This is a genomic window from Acinetobacter sp. 24-47-47 (genome assembly GCF_057737035.1).
On record NZ_CM173216.1, the window covers coordinates 2,779,300 to 2,796,535 of the forward strand.

Here is a 17,236-nt window from a genome sequence, read left to right on the forward strand (position 1 = left end):
CAAATATTGTTTTTTAACTGAATTGGTAATCTCCCCTAACCCCTCTTTTTTAAAGAGGGGTTAGTCTCCCCCTTATCAAAGGGGGATTGAGGGGGATTTAGTCACCATTTTTCAGTTCAATGTTGATACCTAAAGAACGGATCTCTTTGGTCAATACGTTGAACGATTCAGGCATACCTGGGTCCATATAATGGTTACCATCTACAATGTTCTTATAGATACGAGTACGACCCTCAACGTCATCCGACTTCACAGTCAGCATTTCTTGAAGTGTATAAGCTGCGCCATATGCTTCGAGTGCCCAGACCTCCATCTCACCGAAACGCTGACCACCGAATTGTGCTTTACCACCAAGCGGCTGTTGCGTTACAAGCGAGTAAGAACCTGTAGAACGCGCATGCATCTTGTCATCAACCAAGTGGTTCAATTTCAACATGTACATGTAACCTACAGTTACAGGACGGTCAAAACGTTCACCAGTACGGCCATCATACAGTACTGTCTGACCAGTACGTGAAAGACCAGATAGTTCTAATAACTCTTTGATTTGACCTTCTTCGGCACCGTCAAATACTGGTGTTGCAAGTGGAACACCTTTACGGAGGTTGCCTGAAAGTGCCAAGATTTCATCATCAGTTAAGCTATCAAGATCTTCTTGCTCGCCACCAACTTTGTTGTAAATCTTGTCTAAGAATTCACGAAGTTCAAGTACAGTACGTTGTTCTTTCAACATTTGATCGATCTTGTCACCAAGACCTTTCGCAGCCATACCCAAGTGAGTTTCAAGAATCTGACCCACGTTCATACGTGAAGGTACACCTAGTGGGTTCAATACGATATCTACTGGAACACCATTCGCATCATGTGGCATGTCTTCAACTGGCAAGATGTTTGATACAACACCTTTGTTACCATGACGACCCGCCATCTTATCACCAGGCTGAATACGACGTTTTACTGCTAGGTAAACTTTAACAACTTTCAATACGCCAGTTGTTAACTCATCACCTGTAGAAAGCTTGCGTTTTTTCTCAGCGAATTTCTCATCAATTTCAAGACTCTTCTCTTTCAAGAATACTTGAATTTGAGTTAAACGCTCCGCGATGCCTTCATCTACTGGTTGGATATCAAGTAGATCAACAAGTTCTAGATTTGAAAGAACTTCATCAGTTAACTTATCGCCACGTTTTGTTGTACCGCCGCCATTAGACTCTTGACCATTCAACAAACGTACAACGCGCTCACGTGCAGCTTCTTCGAAGATTTTGTATTCTTCTTTCAAATCTTTACGGTATGCATCAAGTTGAGCTTTTTCAATCGCTTGAGCACGTTCGTCTTTCTCGATACCATCACGAGTAAACACTTGAACGTCGATAACTGTACCCTTCGTACCAGATGGAACACGAAGTGAAGAGTCTTTCACATCAGCTGCTTTTTCACCAAAGATTGCACGAAGCAATTTTTCTTCAGGAGTCAACTGCGTTTCGCCCTTAGGTGTTACTTTACCAACTAAGATGTCACCAGCAGTTACTTCAGCACCGATATAGACAATACCTGATTCATCAAGCTTAGAAAGTGCAGCCTCACCTACGTTCGGGATATCAGCAGTAATTTCTTCTGAACCAAGTTTAGTATCACGCGCGACACAAGAGAGTTCTTGAATGTGAATAGACGTCAAACGATCTTCTTGAAGAACACGCTCAGATAATAAGATCGAGTCTTCGTAGTTATAACCGTTCCAAGTCATGAACGCGACACGCATGTTTTGACCAAGTGCCAATTCACCGCCATCAGTTGATGGACCATCAGCAAGTACATCACCACGACCAACTTTGTCGCCTAGGTTCACAAGCACTTTTTGGTTGATACATGTGTTTTGGTTCGAACGTGTGTACTTGATCAAGTTGTAGATATCTACACCTGCTTCACCCGCAACCATTTCATCTTCATTCACACGAATAACGACACGAGATGCATCTACGTATTCAATACGTCCACCACGTTTCGCGATCACACACACGCCTGAGTCATGCGCCACGTTCGCTTCCATACCTGTACCAACAAGAGGCTTGTCAGCAATCAGCGTAGGAACAGCCTGACGTTGCATGTTTGAACCCATCAATGCACGGTTCGCATCATCGTGTTCAAGGAATGGAATCAGTGACGCAGCCACAGAAACAACCTGCTGAGCAGATACGTCCATGTGCGTTACTTTTTCTGGCGGCATACGTACGAAGTCACCTTGGTGACGAACAGATACGAACTCTTCTGTTAAGTTGCCATCTTTATCCAATTGAGAATCGGCCTGTGCAATCACAGTACCTACTTCTTCAATTGCTGATAAATATTCAACTTCATCCGTTACACGGCCATCAACAACTTTACGATATGGAGTTTCTAAGAAACCAAAGCTATTCGCTTTCGCATATACAGATAATGAGTTGATCAAACCAATGTTTGGACCTTCAGGCGTTTCAATTGGACAAACACGACCGTAGTGAGTTTGATGTACGTCACGTACTTCGAAGCCCGCACGTTCACGTGTTAAACCACCTGGACCTAATGCTGATACACGACGTTTGTGTGTAATTTCAGACAATGGGTTGTTTTGATCCATGAACTGAGATAACTGGCTTGAACCAAAGAATTCTTTGATTGCAGCCGCTACTGGTTTTGCATTGATCAAGTCTTGTGGAGACAAGTTATCTGTCTCTGCTTGTGATAAACGCTCTTTCACAGCACGTTCAACACGAACTAGACCAACACGGAATTGATTTTCTGTCATTTCGCCAACAGAACGTACGCGACGGTTACCTAGGTGGTCGATATCATCGACTTCACCTTTACCGTTACGGATTTCAACCAGTGTTTTTAATACGTCAATGATGTCATCGTTTGAAAGAATACCTTCAACTTCACGTGACTTCTGATCTGTACCCACTTCGTAAGGACGACCTAAACGACGGTTGAACTTCATACGACCGACTGGTGATAAATCATAACGTTCAGAAGAGAAGAACAAGTTATTGAATAAGTTTTCTGCAGCTTCTTTCGTTGGTGGCTCACCTGGACGCATTACCTTGTAAATTTCTACAAGTGCTTCTTCACGACCAGAAGTCGTATCAGCACGTAATGAATCAGCTACGAATGAACCGCGATCGATATCGTTGGTATAAAGTACGTTAAATTGCTTAACGCCACCTTCAGCGATTTTAACCATAACTTCATGGCTAAGAACCGTGTTTGCAGCAATCACATCACCATTGTGTAATGTAATATCTTCAGCAGTAATACGCTCATATAAATATTCATCAGGTACTGGAAGTTTAGTTAAGCCTGCAGCTTCCATTTGACGAACATGACGCGCATTAATACGTTTACCTTGCTCAACGATTGTCTTACCGTCATTGTCTGTGATATCAAATTGTGCCATTTCGCCACGCAGACGCTCTGGAACCAAGTCAATTTGATAGCTGCCCATGTCTAGATATACAGGAACCTTTTCATAGAACATGTCTAGAATTTGTTCGTTTGTATAGTTCAAGGCACGAAGAATCACAGTCGCAAGTAACTTACGACGACGGTCAATACGAACGTATACTAAATCTTTAGCATCAAACTCAAAGTCTAACCATGAACCACGGTAAGGAATGATACGTGCTGAATAAAGCACCTTACCACTTGAATGCGTCTTACCCTTGTCATGATCAAAGAACACACCAGGTGAACGATGTAATTGAGATACGATTACACGCTCAGTACCATTGATCACGAACGTACCATTCTGTGTCATAAGTGGCATTTCACCCATGTACACTTCTTGTTCACGTACGTCTTTAATTGATTTCGTTTCGCGATCCTTAATGATCAAACGAATTTTTACGCGCATTGGTGCCGCATAAGTTGAGCCACGAAGAATACATTCGCGAACGTCAAACTCTGGTTTACCAAGGCTATACTCAACGAATTCTAAAGCAGCATTCCCAGAATAACTTTCAATTGGAAAAACTGAACGAAATGCGGCTTGGAGACCGATATCTTCGCGGTTTTTTGGTGTTTTGCCATCTTGAAGGAACGTTCTGTACGAGTCGACTTGAATCGCGAGCAGGTACGGAGCATCCATCACTTGGGGCAATTTACCAAAATTCTTACGGATCCGTTTCTTTTCGGTATATGAGTATGCCATCTGGAGTCCTCGGAAAGTAAACTAAACCCGCCTGCAGAACGGGTCTAGAAGGAATTACGCAGGTCGATATGACCACCACTTTGTTCAAATGCTGCAATGTTCAGTGGTATTAAAACGCTTAACAATATTTTTAAACATGGAAAAATATTGGTAAGCGTTTGATTTTATTCAATTATAGTTAGTATTGATGATTTTTACATCAAGTTAACAAAAATCGAGCCGATAATTGTAACGCAAAAAGGCTGATGACCCAAGAGCCATCAGCCAATTTTTGGGGTCAAATTAATAATGACCCCATGGCGAAATTACTTAACAGTAACTTGAGCACCAGCTTCTTCAAGTTTCTTCTTAAGTTCTTCAGCTTCTTCTTTAGAAACACCTTCTTTAAGAAGAGCTGGAGCGCCTTCAACTAAATCTTTAGCTTCTTTAAGACCAAGACCAGTAGCTTCACGAACTGCTTTAATTACAGCAACTTTGTTAGCACCGAAAGAAGTCAACTCTACATTGAATTCAGTTTGTTCTTCAGCAGCAGCAGCGCCAGCACCTGGAGCAGCAGCTACAGCTACAGCAGCAGCAGATACATTGAATTTCTCTTCAAAAGCAGAGATAAGTTCAACAAGTTCAAGAACAGTTTTTTCAGCAACTGCGTTTAAGATTTCTTCGTTAGTTAAAGCCATGAGAATAACTCCAAATGGATATTGAATGGTGTGGAAATTGATTTATTAAGCTTAAGCAGCTTCTGACTCGTTTTTCTCTTTGAGCGCAGTAATAAGGCGACCCAATTTCGAAATAGGAGCTTGAAGAACGTTTGCAAGCATAGTAAGCGCTTTTTCTTGGTTCGGAAGGTTCGCGATTACGCTAACTTCAGCACCTTGATAAACCTTGCCATCGAATGCAGCAGCTTTAAGTTCAAATGCTTTATTAGTTTTAGCAAATTCTTCAAACAAACGAGCAGCTGCGCCCATGTCGTCTTCAGAAGTCGAGAAAGCTAAAATTGTTGGGCCAACAAGGTTGTCGTTCAAGATATCGAACTGAGTATCTTGAAGAGCACGTTTAGCTAAAGTATTACGCACGATACGTGTAGTAACACCTAGTTTACGAGCTTCAACACGAAGAGCAGTTAATTGCTCAACAGTTAAACCTTGGTAGTCAGCAACAACAGCAGTGAAAGCAGTAGAAGCAACAGCGTTAACTTCAGCTACGATCTGTTTTTTGTCTTCGATAAGAAGAGCCATTGTAAAACCTCCTAACGGTGATTTATGTACTCACGCGAAGTACACTCCCAGTTCGTTAACTCATCACTGAGTCAACACGCGGAGGATGAACTAAATCACACCACCGCGTCTACGCAGGCTGGAATATTAAGAGCGAAGTATAAAACTCCCCTCGCCTGAGGTCTTTGACGCTGATAAATTCTCATTTACCAATTCAAAGTTTGCCTAAGTTCGCAAGAAATCCAAAACCGGTATCTTGCGTAAGATTTGAAGCAGCGCTTCAAATCTTACTCAGGGCTTTAAAATTCTGTCTAAGTTAAACTTAGTTAGAAACGTTAGTTACATCAATAGTAAGACCAGGACCCATAGTTGAGCTTAAAGTGATCTTTTTGATATAAACACCTTTAGAAGTTGCAGGTTTTGCTTTCTTAAGGTCAGCTACAAGAGCTTCAACGTTTTGACGAACAGCTTCAGCAGTGAAACCTACTTGACCGATCGCAGCATGGATGATACCCGCTTTGTCTACACGGTAACGTGCTTGACCAGCTTTTGCATTTTTAACTGCAGTTGCTACGTCAGGAGTTACAGTACCCACTTTAGGGTTTGGCATTAAGCCACGTGGACCAAGGATTGTACCTAACTTACCTACAACGCGCATTGCATCTGGAGCAGCAATCACTACGTCAAAGTCAAGGTTACCCGCTTGAATGCTTTCAGCAAGGTCATCAAAACCAACTACGTCCGCGCCTTCAGCTTTAGCAGCTTCAGCAGCAGCGCCTTGAGCAAACACAGCTACACGTACAGTTTTACCCGTACCTGCAGGAAGTGTAGTCGCACCACGAACAACTTGGTCAGATTTACGAGGATCAACACCTAGATTTACAGCTACATCCAAAGATTCTTTGAATTTAGCAGCTGGAAGGCTAGAAAGTACTGCTACAGCTTCTTCCAAAGTATAAACTTTGTTCGCTTCTACAGCAGCTGCAATCGCTTTTTGACGTTTAGTTAATTTAGCCATGTCTTAAAGCTCCACTTCCAAGCCCATAGAACGTGCAGAACCAGCAATGGTACGTACACGCGCGTCTAAGTCAGCACCAGTTAAATCTGGTTCTTTAGTAGTCGCGATCTCTTCTAATTGAGCACGAGTCAACTTACCAACTTTAGTTTTGTTAGGTACAGCTGAACCCTTTTGGATACCAGCAGCTTTCTTAAGCAGAATAGCAGCAGGTGGAGTTTTCATGATAAATGTGAACGACTTGTCGTTGTACACAGTGATCACTACAGGAATCGGAAGACCAGCTTCAAGTTTTTGTGTAGCAGCATTGAATTCTTTACAGAATGCCATGATGTTTACACCACGTTGACCTAGTGCAGGACCGATTGGTGGAGATGGATTCGCTTTACCAGCTGGAACTTGCAGCTTGATATAGCCGTCAATCTTCTTAGCCATTTCAATTACCTCTGGGTACAAACGCCGATTAAGGCTCCCCAATATTTACAAGTAACGATACCGTTACAACAACAATGCCCGATTAATAAAATCGGGCGTTTTCAACCAATTCAGATTAAATTGTTTTTTCGACTTGGCGAAATTCCAATTCAACTTGAGTTGGTCGATTGAATACATTAATCGTCAACGTTAAGCGTGACTTTTCGTACTGAACTTCTTCCACCACACCTTTAAAGTCTGTGAATGGACCATCAGTAACCAATAATTCTTCGCCTGGCTCGAACATTGTCTTAGGACGAGGTGCTTCGCCAGTATTGCGTACACGTGCAAGAATCGCGTCAGCTTCTTTTTGCGTAATTGGAGCAGGCTTTTCTGCCGTACCACCAATAAATCCGAGTACTTTTGGACATTCTTTAACAATGTGCCAAGTATCGTCATTCATTTCCATTTCAACTAACACATAGCCTGGAAAGAATTTACGCTCTGACTTACGTTTCTTACCATCCTTCATTTCCACCACTTCTTCGGTAGGAACAAGGACTTCACCAAAGCTATCGGCAACAGCGCTACGCTGGATTCGATCATTAAGCGAACGCATCACTTGTTTTTCATAACCTGAATAGGCATGAATAATGTACCAACGTTTCATAGCTCTTTTACCCGATAATAAACTTCATCAACCAACTAATAATGTAATCAAAACACCATAAACCAATAGCGGTGATTACAACAACAAGTAACACTTGCCATGATGCAGTTACTGTTTCTTGCTTTGTTGGCCAAATCACTCGACGCAGTTCTATGCGCGAGTCTTTCAACAAACGAACAAAGCCTTTGCCTTGATGGGTGGCGTATAATAAACCTAAAGCCACAACGATACAAGCCAAAATTACCCCAACACGCACCCAAATATTGTTTGCGGGAACCCAATATGCTGGAAGATGTTGATTTACCATAAGTGCACCAGCAAGTAATGCCAATGCAATAATCCATAAAATCACGTCAACTGGTGAACCAGATTTAACGACTTCAGCGGAATTGTTTCTTTGAGGAATTGGCGCGTCGCTTAATGCGTCACGCGATTTATCATTCGACATTTTTGTACTCGTCGTTGAATTCGCGACTTATTATATGACCAGTTTAGCCAGCATCAAGCTTTTTATCAAAAATAATTTGGCAGGCCAGGAGGGACTCGAACCCCCAACATTCGGTTTTGGAGACCGACGCTCTACCAATTGAACTACTGACCTATAACAAAACCGAGAATCGAAACTCTCGGTTTTCGTTTGTACTTCTATTATGCAGTTACTTTAGCAACAACACCAGCACCAACTGTACGACCACCTTCACGGATCGCAAAACGTAGACCTGGGTCCATTGCGATTGGGTGGATTAATTCTACTGACATTTCTACGTTGTCACCAGGCATAACCATTTCAACGCCTTCTTGCAATTGAATCGCGCCAGTTACGTCAGTCGTACGGAAGTAGAACTGTGGACGGTAACCGTTAAGGAATGGAGTGTGACGACCACCTTCTTCTTTAGAAAGTACGTATACTTCCGCATCGAATTTAGTGTGTGGCTTGATCGCACCTGGTTTAGAAAGTACTTGACCACGTTGTACGTCTTCACGCTTAGTACCACGTAATAAGATACCACAGTTCTCGCCCGCACGACCTTCGTCTAGAAGTTTACGGAACATTTCAACGCCAGTTACTGTCGTTTTAACTGTGTCTTTGATACCTACGATTTCAACTTCTTCGCCTACTTTCACGATACCAGCTTCTACACGGCCAGTTACTACTGTACCACGACCAGAAATAGAGAATACGTCCTCGATTGGCATTAAGAATGCTTTATCAATAGCACGCTCTGGCTCTGGGATGTAAGTGTCAAGCGCTTCAACAAGAGCAACAACTGCATCTTCACCGAACTGACCAGCTTCACCGTTAAGTGCAGCAAGAGCAGAACCACGGATAACTGGAGTGTCATCGCCTGGGAAGTCATAAGTAGAAAGAAGTTCACGAACTTCCATTTCAACTAGCTCAAGAAGCTCTTCGTCGTCTACAAGGTCACATTTGTTTAAGAATACAACGATGTATGGAACACCTACTTGGCGAGAAAGAAGGATGTGTTCACGAGTTTGTGGCATTGGACCATCAGTCGCAGCACATACAAGGATCGCGCCGTCCATTTGAGCAGCACCAGTAATCATGTTTTTAACATAATCGGCGTGGCCCGGGCAGTCTACGTGAGCGTAGTGACGAGTTGGAGAATCGTATTCTACGTGTGATGTATTAATTGTAATACCACGTGCTTTTTCTTCTGGTGCAGAGTCGATTGCAGCGTAGTCTTTAGCTTCACCACCGAATTTCTTCGCACATACAGTTGCGATAGCAGCAGTTAAAGTTGTTTTACCATGGTCAACATGACCGATTGTGCCCACGTTAACGTGTGGCTTATTACGTTCAAACTTAGCCTTAGCCATGAGATCTTCCTCGTTTACGTCGAACACAATTCTAAGATTGTTCAGTATCGACCTGTCGCCAAAAAAATGACACTTTAAATACTTGAAAAGCAGACTAATAAGCCTGCTTTCTTTAAAACTTTGTAGAAATTTCTACTAAACTGTATATCTGGAGCTCTTATCGAGATTTGAACTCGAGACCTCTCCCTTACCAAGGGAGTGCTCTACCACTGAGCTATAAGAGCATTTAATACTTCGATGGAGCGGGAGACGAGGGTCGAACTCGCGACATGCAGCTTGGAAGGCTGCCGCTCTACCAACTGAGCTACTCCCGCATATTGGTAAGACACTAGATCGAAGTTTTAAAATTGGTGGTGAGAGAAGGATTCGAACCTTCGAAGCTTACGCGGCAGAGTTACAGTCTGCTCCCTTTGACCGCTCGGGAATCTCACCATTTACACTTACTTCAGTGTTGTTCTTTACTCGACTACTTAAACTCTCTAAGATGGTGCCGGCACACGGATTCGAACTGTGGACCTACTGATTACAAGTCAGTTGCTCTACCAACTGAGCTATGCCGGCGTTTCTTAGTGTTTCGTACGTTTCGTATCGGAACGGTGTGCAGTTTAGCAAAACTTGAAATCCGTGCAAGTGTTTTTTTCAAAAAAAACCCTAAAAACTCACAAAATCAATCCGTTTGATGATAATTCAACCGCTTTGATCACTGCGCGAGCTTTTATTTGGGTTTCATTCCACTCAGAATCAGGATTTGAGTCTGCAACAAGACCCGCACCAGCCTGTACATAAACCTTATTTTCGCGAATAACACAGGTTCTAATTGCGATAGACATGTCCATTTCACCATGCCAGCCTAAATAACCAACAGCACCGCCAAAAATTCCACGTTTTACTGGCTCAACTTCGTCAATAATTTCCATAGCACGAATTTTTGGTGCCCCAGAAAGTGTTCCTGCAGGGAATGTTGCTTTAAAAACATCCAAAGCATCTACGCCTTCCGCAACTTCCCCTTGCACATTAGAAACAATATGCATGACATGTGAATAACGTTCGATCACCATTTGATCAGTGACTTGCACTTTACCAATTTTTGATACACGCCCAATGTCATTGCGACCCAAATCAATCAACATTAAGTGCTCTGCGATTTCTTTCTCATCGGAAAGTAAATCTTTTTCCAGCGCTAAATCTTCTTCTTTGGTTTTACCTCGTGGTCGTGTGCCCGCTAATGGGCGCACAGTCGCCACTCCATTTTCTAAACGCGATAAAATTTCAGGTGATGAGCCCACAATATAAAATGGCTTTTCATCACTAAGCGTCTTTCCTTGTACTAAAAACAGATATGGTGAAGGATTAAGATGACGTAATGCACGATATACTTGTAAAGGATCACCATCAAAGTCCGATACCATGCGATGACCAGGAACCACCTGCATCACATCACCCGCACGAATGTACTCTTTAACAGTTTCAATCGATTCTAAGAATTTTTCTTTACCTGTTAATGATTCAAAATGAGGGGCCGTGTGAGGCTTTGCCTGCAAGCTCACCGGTGTGGCAAGTAATGATTCAATTTCATCCAGCTGGCTTTGTGCTTTATCAAAAGCATCCGCATCCTGTGTATCCGCATGTACGATAATAAATAGCGTGTCTTTTAAATTATCAAAAACTACAACTGTTTTAGACAACATGAGCCATAAATCTGGCAATCCAACAGGATCAGCATCAGGAACGTTATTTAAGCGCGGTTCAATATAGCGTACCGCGTCATAACCCAAATAACCCACCAAGCCCCCTGTAAAGTTGGGCAAATCTGGGAGTTCTGCTTTTGATGGCACTTTGAACTGCGATTGAAAATCACGGATATACTGGAAAGGATCTTGACACTCAAACGATTCGACTTGGCCATCAGCTTTCTGAATTGTTAACTGTCCTTCATTGCAAGAGAATACCGTTGACTCGCCCAGACCAATAATCGAGTAACGCGCCCAGTTTTCACCACCTTCTACAGACTCAAATAAATAGGCTTGTTGATGTTGTTTTAAACGTGCAAATACTGACAATGGAGTGTCAGTATCAGCTAAGCGTTGGCGATAAACTGGAATTAGGTTAAAACCTTGCGATTGAAGCTGTTGAAATTGAGTTGATGTTGTCATGAGGAATTCTCTGTAGTTTTCGATGCATATTGAATGTTCTATAAAGTCTGCGCTGAGAGACGCCATCGAAAAACATTAAAACTATTCATTCCTCTACCCTTCTTTATTTATTACAACTTACTTAGAAATCAACACAGTTAAATCATCAACTACTTGTTGCGGCTTACATAGCTGAATATCTTCGCCATGATTATAACCATAGCTTACGACAATACAATCAATACCCGCACGGCGCGCTGCCTCTACATCATTCGATGAGTCACCAATCATCAAGGTATTGTCCAGATCAGTTCCAAAGGCCTCAACACAATGCAACAAAGGTTTAGGATCTGGTTTTCTCACCTCAAAACGATCTCCACCCACCGTATCCACAAAATAGTGATCCATCTTTAATTCAGCTAATATTTTTCTAGCGGGTAATTCCGGCTTATTCGTAACACACACCAATTTTTTTTGATGAGCTCGACCCCACTCTAAAAATTCGATAATGCCGTGAAATGGACGCGTATCCACGCACGGTTCGGCATTATAAATTTCTAAAAAAGTATCCAATAATTGTTGATGCTCAGAAGGCTCTACACGCCCAGTCAGATGCATTAAAACACTCTGACAGAACAATGAAGTCCCTTTGCCAATCCAATTTCGAACTTGAGATTCTGTGACCAAAGGCAGTTCTAATACATTCAAACTCATATTCATGGCACGATATAGATCAAATGCCGAATCAACCAAAGTTCCATCCAGATCAAAAAGAATTAAGTCACGCTGTTCCAAATTCGCAATATTCATTATTTTAAACCTAACAAAAAAGGCATGCGAAAGCATGCCTTAAAAAATCACATGCAACTTAGTTGAAAATAAACCAGGCAACTAGTACCACAATCACTAACACCAATAATGCCATTAAGCCAATATTGGCATTTTTTTGAGTTTCCAACTCTTTTTCCGTACAAGCTGCAGGAATATTTACCTCACACGCTTCATGCTTATTGACAGTTGTATTAACATCAACTCCTTCAGGAATTGGGGCTGGTTTAGGAATTCCTACATTTTGAGGCATACCATCTCGAGTAAGCTGAACTGAGCTATCTCGCTCTTTCAGATCAGGCATACCCTGCTCAAGCATTTCAGCTGCTGCTGTCTTCTCTACTGCAACCTTTGAAGAAATTTCAGCTGTTGCGATTGCTTCGCTAGGCTGCTGAACATCTTGTAATGTTTGTGCAGATTGCGCAGGTGCTAAAACTGAAAATTTATGGCTAGCAAATTGCAGAATATCGCCATCTTTAACAATAGTTTCGCCTTCAGCAACTTTTGTATCGTTAATAAACGTGCCATTTGACGAACCTAAGTCTTGAACAGTGAGCACCTGCTCTTTTAGAAACAAAGCAGCATGACGACGTGATACATCTGCAGACTGAATCAAAATATCTGCATCTTGATGACGACCCACCAACATGTCTCGATCGATATCAACTTCTTTACCCGCAAATTCGCCAGTAATTGTTTGTAATTTCCAAGTCATAGTTTCGATCCATTATTCAAGTTTTGACATTTTAACATGGCTGTTTTCGAGATTCACATTGAACGCATGTTATCGAGATGGTCTCAATGTCGTGGTTGTGACCGTATTTTGTGTTCTTTGCACATCTTGTTTTGGCTCAATCGCGACAGGGGTTTCCACCACGACTTGGGCATTGTTTGTATTTGTTGTGGCAACTTGATTGTAAATCACAGGCTTTGGCAGCACTCGCGTTGATTTCACCACAGGATCCTGAGTCACGATGACATTTGGACGTTCAATCACACGCCCTACTGGCTTAGACTGTGCTGTCGGAGCAGTATAACGCTGTACCTGTGGCTCTACTGCTTGAGGCGTTGATGGCACTACGATAGGCTTAACGGGTTGGGGAGTACTTGATACAGGCAACCGCTGTTGGAAGATATCATCAACATTATCCGGTAGCTTCTTAAATGTTCCATCACCATCTAGCGCTAACTGCAAACTGTATAAACGGTCATAGCGTTGCTGTGACAATCTACGAATATCAGCCGTATCTCCTACGATTGTTGGATGAATAAAAACGAGTAGGTTTCGTTTCACATTATTCTTTGAATCTGCTCTAAACAGTCTACCCAAACCAGGAATCGAGCTTAAACCTGGGACGCCTTGACGCGTTAACTTAGTATCATCTGAAATCAGACCACCCAGTACAATTGTTTGACCATTTTCAGCCAAAATCGAGGTTTTTATGGCACGCTTAGTGGTCACCAAGTCTTTCGCCTCACCACTATCTGGCTTCACTGAGGATACTTCTTGTTCTACAGCAAGACGAACTGTTCCACCTTCACCAATTTGCGGAATGACCTTTAATGTAACACCAACATCTTTACGCTCAATTGAAGTATAAGGGTTTGCTGTTCCACCTGTTGTTGTCACAGATCCTGTCTGGAATGGGACATTCTCACCCACAACGATATAAGCTTCCTCGTTATCCATGGTGACAATCGATGGTGTAGACAATAAGTTCGACTTAGTATTGGTCTTTAATGCCTGAATCAGTGCGCCATACAGTTTACGCGATCCATTCGCACCTTCTTTATATTCACCTAAGGCCAATGAAGCACCAGCTCCAATCAAACCAGCACCCGTAGCTACATTACCAAGGAATCCAGAAGCCAATTGACTCAGCCCTACACCCGCTTTATCAAAATTGATTACACCAATACCGCTACTGATGTCACCTAGTGCCCACTGAACACCCAATTGATCTACGTCATTTCCTTCAACTTCAACAATAGCAGCCTCAATGAGAATTTGTTGACGACGCACGTCAAGTTGATGAATAGCAGATTCAATTTCACGCATGAGTTGAGGATCTGCTTTTACCACTAATGCATTTTGTGCACCATCAGCAATAATACTCACGCCATTACTATTAAAACTTGTAATGTCTTGTTGATTTTGATTTGAACCACTATTCAAATTAATCGCTGGGGTATTCACACTCCCATTTGAAGACGTATTACTCGAGGTATTATTAATTAATGAGTTACTAGCACTTGAATTGGAGCTTGAACTATTTGAATTACTGGTACTATTCACCGCCTGACCAGATACTAAACCTTGTAAAATTTCAGCCAAATTTTTTGCGCTTGCATACTTAAGCTTAAATACTTTTAGACCGCCTAAGCGATCAGCTGAAGGAACATCAAGCATTTCGATCATTTGACGAATGCGTTTACGAGTACTTGGATCACCCTTGATCAAAATCCTATTAGTACGTGCATCTGCGATAATACGTACTCGAGAACCTGAAATGTCTTTGGCACCACCCGTAGAAGACATTGAATCCAACAAAACTATCAGCTCTTCAGCTTGGCTAGACTGCAAGCTAATGGCCTCAATATCGTTTTGTCCCGTTCCATCTAAATTACGAATAATCGTTTCAAGCTGTGCAATATTATTCGCACGATCTGAGACTATAAGCGCATTTGTACCTTGTACCGCCGCCAAATGCGCAAATTGCGGCATGAGTGGTCTTAACGCGGGTATTAGATCATTGGGGTTAGTATTTTCCAGCCAAATGACACGAGTGACCACTTGATCACCTCGTGCGTTCCGAGAGGCATCAAAAGGCACACCTGAATTTTTTACATTATTGTCAGGGACTAAGCGGATAGTGTTACCCGCAGGTACAGCAACAACGCCATTAACGTTTAACACACCCAAGAACAAATCATAGACTTCAGCTTTGTTTAAAGCCTTATTTGAAATGACCGTCACATTACCCCGAACCCGCGGATCAACTGCGAAGTTTTTTCCCGTGATATCTGCCACTTCATTAATAAATGCAGTTAAATCTGCATCACGCAGGTTAATTTTCCAAGTTTGCGCTTGCGCAGCGGTACTTGCGACAGCCAATACTGGTGCTACTGCGACCATCGCCCAAAGTGACCGATTTCGATTTAAAAAATCCATAACTTGTTATATTTCCTAATACTTTATGCAAATTTACACATTTTAAAATTCTTGTTGGAAGGTCATCACTTGATCACCTCGTTTTACTTCAATGCGAACTTTACCTTCTCGTTTAGCCTGTTCTAGCAGTTGTGCATCGCTTTGTCCTTGACCGACTGACTGCCCATTCAAGGATAAAACGCGATCACCAGGTCTTAATCCCAGTTTGCTTCTCAAAAATGCAGGCGTTCGATCCGTGACTTCATAACCTTGACCACCATCGGTGTTGACACCCATATTACTTAAGTATTGTTCACGATTTTCTTGAATTTGATTGATTGCCTGACCAATGGCATTTTGAGTAGTCGTTTGACCTGAATTCGAAGCTGCGTTAGCAGAATTTTGCTGTGCATCAGGTACCAGCGGCTGATTAAGATTTTCTATTCCGGTAAATCTCAACTCAGTCGTCGCACCACTCGGCTGTTTCAATACCACATGATCCCAATATACTTCTGAAAGCTGATAAGAACTTCCTTCCAAAGTTTGTCCAATGGTATAACGATCAGCAACCTCTCGAACTTTAATCACCGCTGAAGATTGACTACTCGGCGTCGAAACCACAACCCCTTGCAACGTAAGCGCTAAATTAGCATCAGCACCACTCACTTGCTCACCTGTTTCTTGAAACAATGAGAAACTCGATATATTCGGAACAGGAGGTTGCTGCGAACCTAATGCGACTTGGTCAACTTGCATGACTTGCGGTGGTGCAACCACCAACCAAAATAATGAAGCGAGCTTCCACATTAAGATTAAAATCAGAATAAATAAAGTAAGCGGAGCAATTCGATCTAAATCTTTAAATGAAATTTGTGAAAACTTATCTTGGAATCCCTTCATTAGAAGCCTCCACTCAGCAGTGGCTGTCTCGTACTGACAACAAAGGTATCCAAACCAGCTTTACCATCATATGAAGGCACATTCATTAATAATCTTTGGGTCACCTGTGCATCCAACATTAATGCAGGATCTAAACTAAGGTTGGCCATTTTTTGCCCGCGCTGATCTTGTACATCAATGAGCAGTTTTCCAGCTTCGTCTGAAAATTGCCCTTTTAAAGATGGCATATTCATTCGTTCTTGTTTCTGGGCAAAGGTATAAGTTAGCGTACCACCACCCCATTGCATCTCTCCGGCGGTTTTTGCAAAACCATCGTTTTGTTTGAATTGAAATGCTACATCCTTCAACTGAATACTATTCTGAGGCCATTGCCAATCCACAAATGTTTTGAGTGTTTCAGGGGCAATATTTCCATTCATATTTTTGATAATTATTTTTTTTCCAAGCCCATAACCCACCACACCGTTGAGTTGCGTCTGACCACTATGTATTTCTAAGTTGGCACCAGCTCTTAATAAAATCAGATCGAGAGGACGTGTTTGCCAGATGACAGAACCTGCAAGATTTCCTTTTTGCCAATCTGCTTGACCTTGCCAGATATTGCCACTGACATTTTTTAAAATTTGATTATTTTTATAAAATTTAGCAATGAGCCACGATGCTGGAACTTGTAAAAAAACAAATAATAAAAAAGCGAAGATAGCGACGCTTAACCACACCATTTTTTTTGATTTTTTTATCATTCCATGTATACCAACATCTAAGTCTAATTAACCGCAAAATGTTTGAAAATTTTCTATCTTGGTATTATGCATAAATTTTACACTTCTCCAATTCACTTATAAAAAAACCAAGCAGATTTGCTTGGTTTTTTTAATATTAGTGTC

General features: G+C 42.0%; 14 protein-coding genes and 5 tRNA genes. All 19 read right to left on the reverse strand.

Translation table 11 applies throughout. From position 1 onward, the window contains the following. Nucleotides 1-97: 97 nt before the first annotated feature. A complete protein-coding gene (gene rpoB / locus AC1M9E_RS13030) occupies nucleotides 98-4,186 on the reverse strand; it encodes a DNA-directed RNA polymerase subunit beta (RefSeq protein ID WP_481590119.1) in 4,089 nt (1,362 codons plus the stop codon). A 305-nt stretch (nucleotides 4,187-4,491) separates the two neighbouring features. Next, the gene (gene rplL, locus AC1M9E_RS13035) at nucleotides 4,492-4,863 is read right to left on the reverse strand and encodes a 50S ribosomal protein L7/L12 (RefSeq protein ID WP_035265942.1); all 372 of its coding nucleotides are present in this window, start codon (nucleotides 4,861-4,863) and stop codon (nucleotides 4,492-4,494) included. Nucleotides 4,864-4,914: 51 nt separating this feature from the next. Further along, nucleotides 4,915-5,421 (reverse strand): 50S ribosomal protein L10, encoded by a 507-nt coding sequence (gene rplJ / locus AC1M9E_RS13040; RefSeq protein ID WP_035265941.1) that lies wholly within the window; start codon nucleotides 5,419-5,421, stop codon nucleotides 4,915-4,917. Nucleotides 5,422-5,722: 301 nt separating this feature from the next. Further along, on the reverse strand, nucleotides 5,723-6,418 hold the full coding sequence (rplA, locus tag AC1M9E_RS13045) for a 50S ribosomal protein L1 (protein ID WP_035265940.1): 696 nt from the start codon (nucleotides 6,416-6,418) through the stop codon (nucleotides 5,723-5,725). A gap of 3 nt (nucleotides 6,419-6,421) precedes the next feature. Beyond that, the gene (gene rplK / locus AC1M9E_RS13050) at nucleotides 6,422-6,850 is read right to left on the reverse strand and encodes a 50S ribosomal protein L11 (protein WP_004813566.1); all 429 of its coding nucleotides are present in this window, start codon (nucleotides 6,848-6,850) and stop codon (nucleotides 6,422-6,424) included. Between the two features lie 115 nt (nucleotides 6,851-6,965). After that, on the reverse strand, nucleotides 6,966-7,499 hold the full coding sequence (gene nusG / locus AC1M9E_RS13055; protein ID WP_035265938.1) for a transcription termination/antitermination protein NusG: 534 nt from the start codon (nucleotides 7,497-7,499) through the stop codon (nucleotides 6,966-6,968). A 7-nt stretch (nucleotides 7,500-7,506) separates the two neighbouring features. Next, on the reverse strand, nucleotides 7,507-7,947 hold the full coding sequence (gene secE / locus AC1M9E_RS13060) for a preprotein translocase subunit SecE (RefSeq protein ID WP_035265936.1): 441 nt from the start codon (nucleotides 7,945-7,947) through the stop codon (nucleotides 7,507-7,509). 77 nt (nucleotides 7,948-8,024) lie between these two features. After that, nucleotides 8,025-8,100: transfer RNA gene (locus tag AC1M9E_RS13065), tRNA-Trp, on the reverse strand. Nucleotides 8,101-8,147: 47 nt separating this feature from the next. Next, nucleotides 8,148-9,338, reverse strand: coding sequence for an elongation factor Tu (tuf, locus tag AC1M9E_RS13070; RefSeq protein ID WP_481592547.1), 1,191 nt, complete (start codon nucleotides 9,336-9,338; stop codon nucleotides 8,148-8,150). 149 nt (nucleotides 9,339-9,487) lie between these two features. Further along, nucleotides 9,488-9,562 (reverse strand) — tRNA-Thr (locus AC1M9E_RS13075). 14 nt (nucleotides 9,563-9,576) lie between these two features. After that, nucleotides 9,577-9,652 (reverse strand) — tRNA-Gly (locus tag AC1M9E_RS13080). A 34-nt stretch (nucleotides 9,653-9,686) separates the two neighbouring features. Further along, a tRNA-Tyr gene (locus AC1M9E_RS13085) sits at nucleotides 9,687-9,770 on the reverse strand. A 53-nt stretch (nucleotides 9,771-9,823) separates the two neighbouring features. Beyond that, a tRNA-Thr gene (locus tag AC1M9E_RS13090) sits at nucleotides 9,824-9,899 on the reverse strand. A 98-nt stretch (nucleotides 9,900-9,997) separates the two neighbouring features. Next, complete coding sequence (gene trpE / locus AC1M9E_RS13095; RefSeq protein ID WP_035270448.1) at nucleotides 9,998-11,491, reverse strand: anthranilate synthase component I; 1,494 nt, start codon at nucleotides 11,489-11,491, stop codon at nucleotides 9,998-10,000. A gap of 117 nt (nucleotides 11,492-11,608) precedes the next feature. Continuing rightward, nucleotides 11,609-12,280 carry an HAD-IA family hydrolase gene (locus AC1M9E_RS13100; RefSeq protein ID WP_481607240.1) on the reverse strand — a complete coding sequence of 224 codons (672 nt, stop codon included), beginning with the start codon at nucleotides 12,278-12,280 and terminating at the stop codon, nucleotides 11,609-11,611. Between the two features lie 58 nt (nucleotides 12,281-12,338). Then, nucleotides 12,339-13,013, reverse strand: coding sequence for an FHA domain-containing protein (locus tag AC1M9E_RS13105; protein WP_488224857.1), 675 nt, complete (start codon nucleotides 13,011-13,013; stop codon nucleotides 12,339-12,341). A gap of 69 nt (nucleotides 13,014-13,082) precedes the next feature. After that, a complete protein-coding gene (gene gspD, locus AC1M9E_RS13110) occupies nucleotides 13,083-15,470 on the reverse strand; it encodes a type II secretion system secretin GspD (protein WP_481607239.1) in 2,388 nt (795 codons plus the stop codon). A gap of 42 nt (nucleotides 15,471-15,512) precedes the next feature. Then, on the reverse strand, nucleotides 15,513-16,349 hold the full coding sequence (locus AC1M9E_RS13115) for a type II secretion system protein N (RefSeq protein ID WP_481607238.1): 837 nt from the start codon (nucleotides 16,347-16,349) through the stop codon (nucleotides 15,513-15,515). Then, on the reverse strand, nucleotides 16,349-17,092 hold the full coding sequence (gene gspN, locus AC1M9E_RS13120) for a type II secretion system protein N (protein ID WP_092766456.1): 744 nt from the start codon (nucleotides 17,090-17,092) through the stop codon (nucleotides 16,349-16,351). Before gspN ends, AC1M9E_RS13115 begins: the two co-directional genes overlap by 1 nt. Between the last annotated feature and the right edge of the window lie 144 nt (nucleotides 17,093-17,236).

Excerpts from the sequence above, each read along its gene's own strand:
- rplA (WP_035265940.1), bottom strand. The coding sequence starts at position 6,418 with ATGGCTAAATTAACTAAACGTCAAAAAGCGATTGCAGCTGCTGTAGAA.
- gspN (WP_092766456.1), bottom strand. The coding sequence starts at position 17,092 with ATGATAAAAAAATCAAAAAAAATGGTGTGGTTAAGCGTCGCTATCTTC.
- rplK (WP_004813566.1), bottom strand. The coding sequence starts at position 6,850 with ATGGCTAAGAAGATTGACGGCTATATCAAGCTGCAAGTTCCAGCTGGT.
- secE (WP_035265936.1), bottom strand. The coding sequence starts at position 7,947 with ATGTCGAATGATAAATCGCGTGACGCATTAAGCGACGCGCCAATTCCT.
- rpoB (WP_481590119.1), bottom strand. The coding sequence starts at position 4,186 with ATGGCATACTCATATACCGAAAAGAAACGGATCCGTAAGAATTTTGGT.
- rplL (WP_035265942.1), bottom strand. The coding sequence starts at position 4,863 with ATGGCTTTAACTAACGAAGAAATCTTAAACGCAGTTGCTGAAAAAACT.
- tuf (WP_481592547.1), bottom strand. The coding sequence starts at position 9,338 with ATGGCTAAGGCTAAGTTTGAACGTAATAAGCCACACGTTAACGTGGGC.
- rplJ (WP_035265941.1), bottom strand. The coding sequence starts at position 5,421 with ATGGCTCTTCTTATCGAAGACAAAAAACAGATCGTAGCTGAAGTTAAC.
- AC1M9E_RS13105 (WP_488224857.1), bottom strand. The coding sequence starts at position 13,013 with ATGACTTGGAAATTACAAACAATTACTGGCGAATTTGCGGGTAAAGAA.
- trpE (WP_035270448.1), bottom strand. The coding sequence starts at position 11,491 with ATGACAACATCAACTCAATTTCAACAGCTTCAATCGCAAGGTTTTAAC.
- AC1M9E_RS13115 (WP_481607238.1), bottom strand. The coding sequence starts at position 16,349 with ATGAAGGGATTCCAAGATAAGTTTTCACAAATTTCATTTAAAGATTTA.
- nusG (WP_035265938.1), bottom strand. The coding sequence starts at position 7,499 with ATGAAACGTTGGTACATTATTCATGCCTATTCAGGTTATGAAAAACAA.
- gspD (WP_481607239.1), bottom strand. The coding sequence starts at position 15,470 with ATGGATTTTTTAAATCGAAATCGGTCACTTTGGGCGATGGTCGCAGTA.
- AC1M9E_RS13100 (WP_481607240.1), bottom strand. The coding sequence starts at position 12,280 with ATGAATATTGCGAATTTGGAACAGCGTGACTTAATTCTTTTTGATCTG.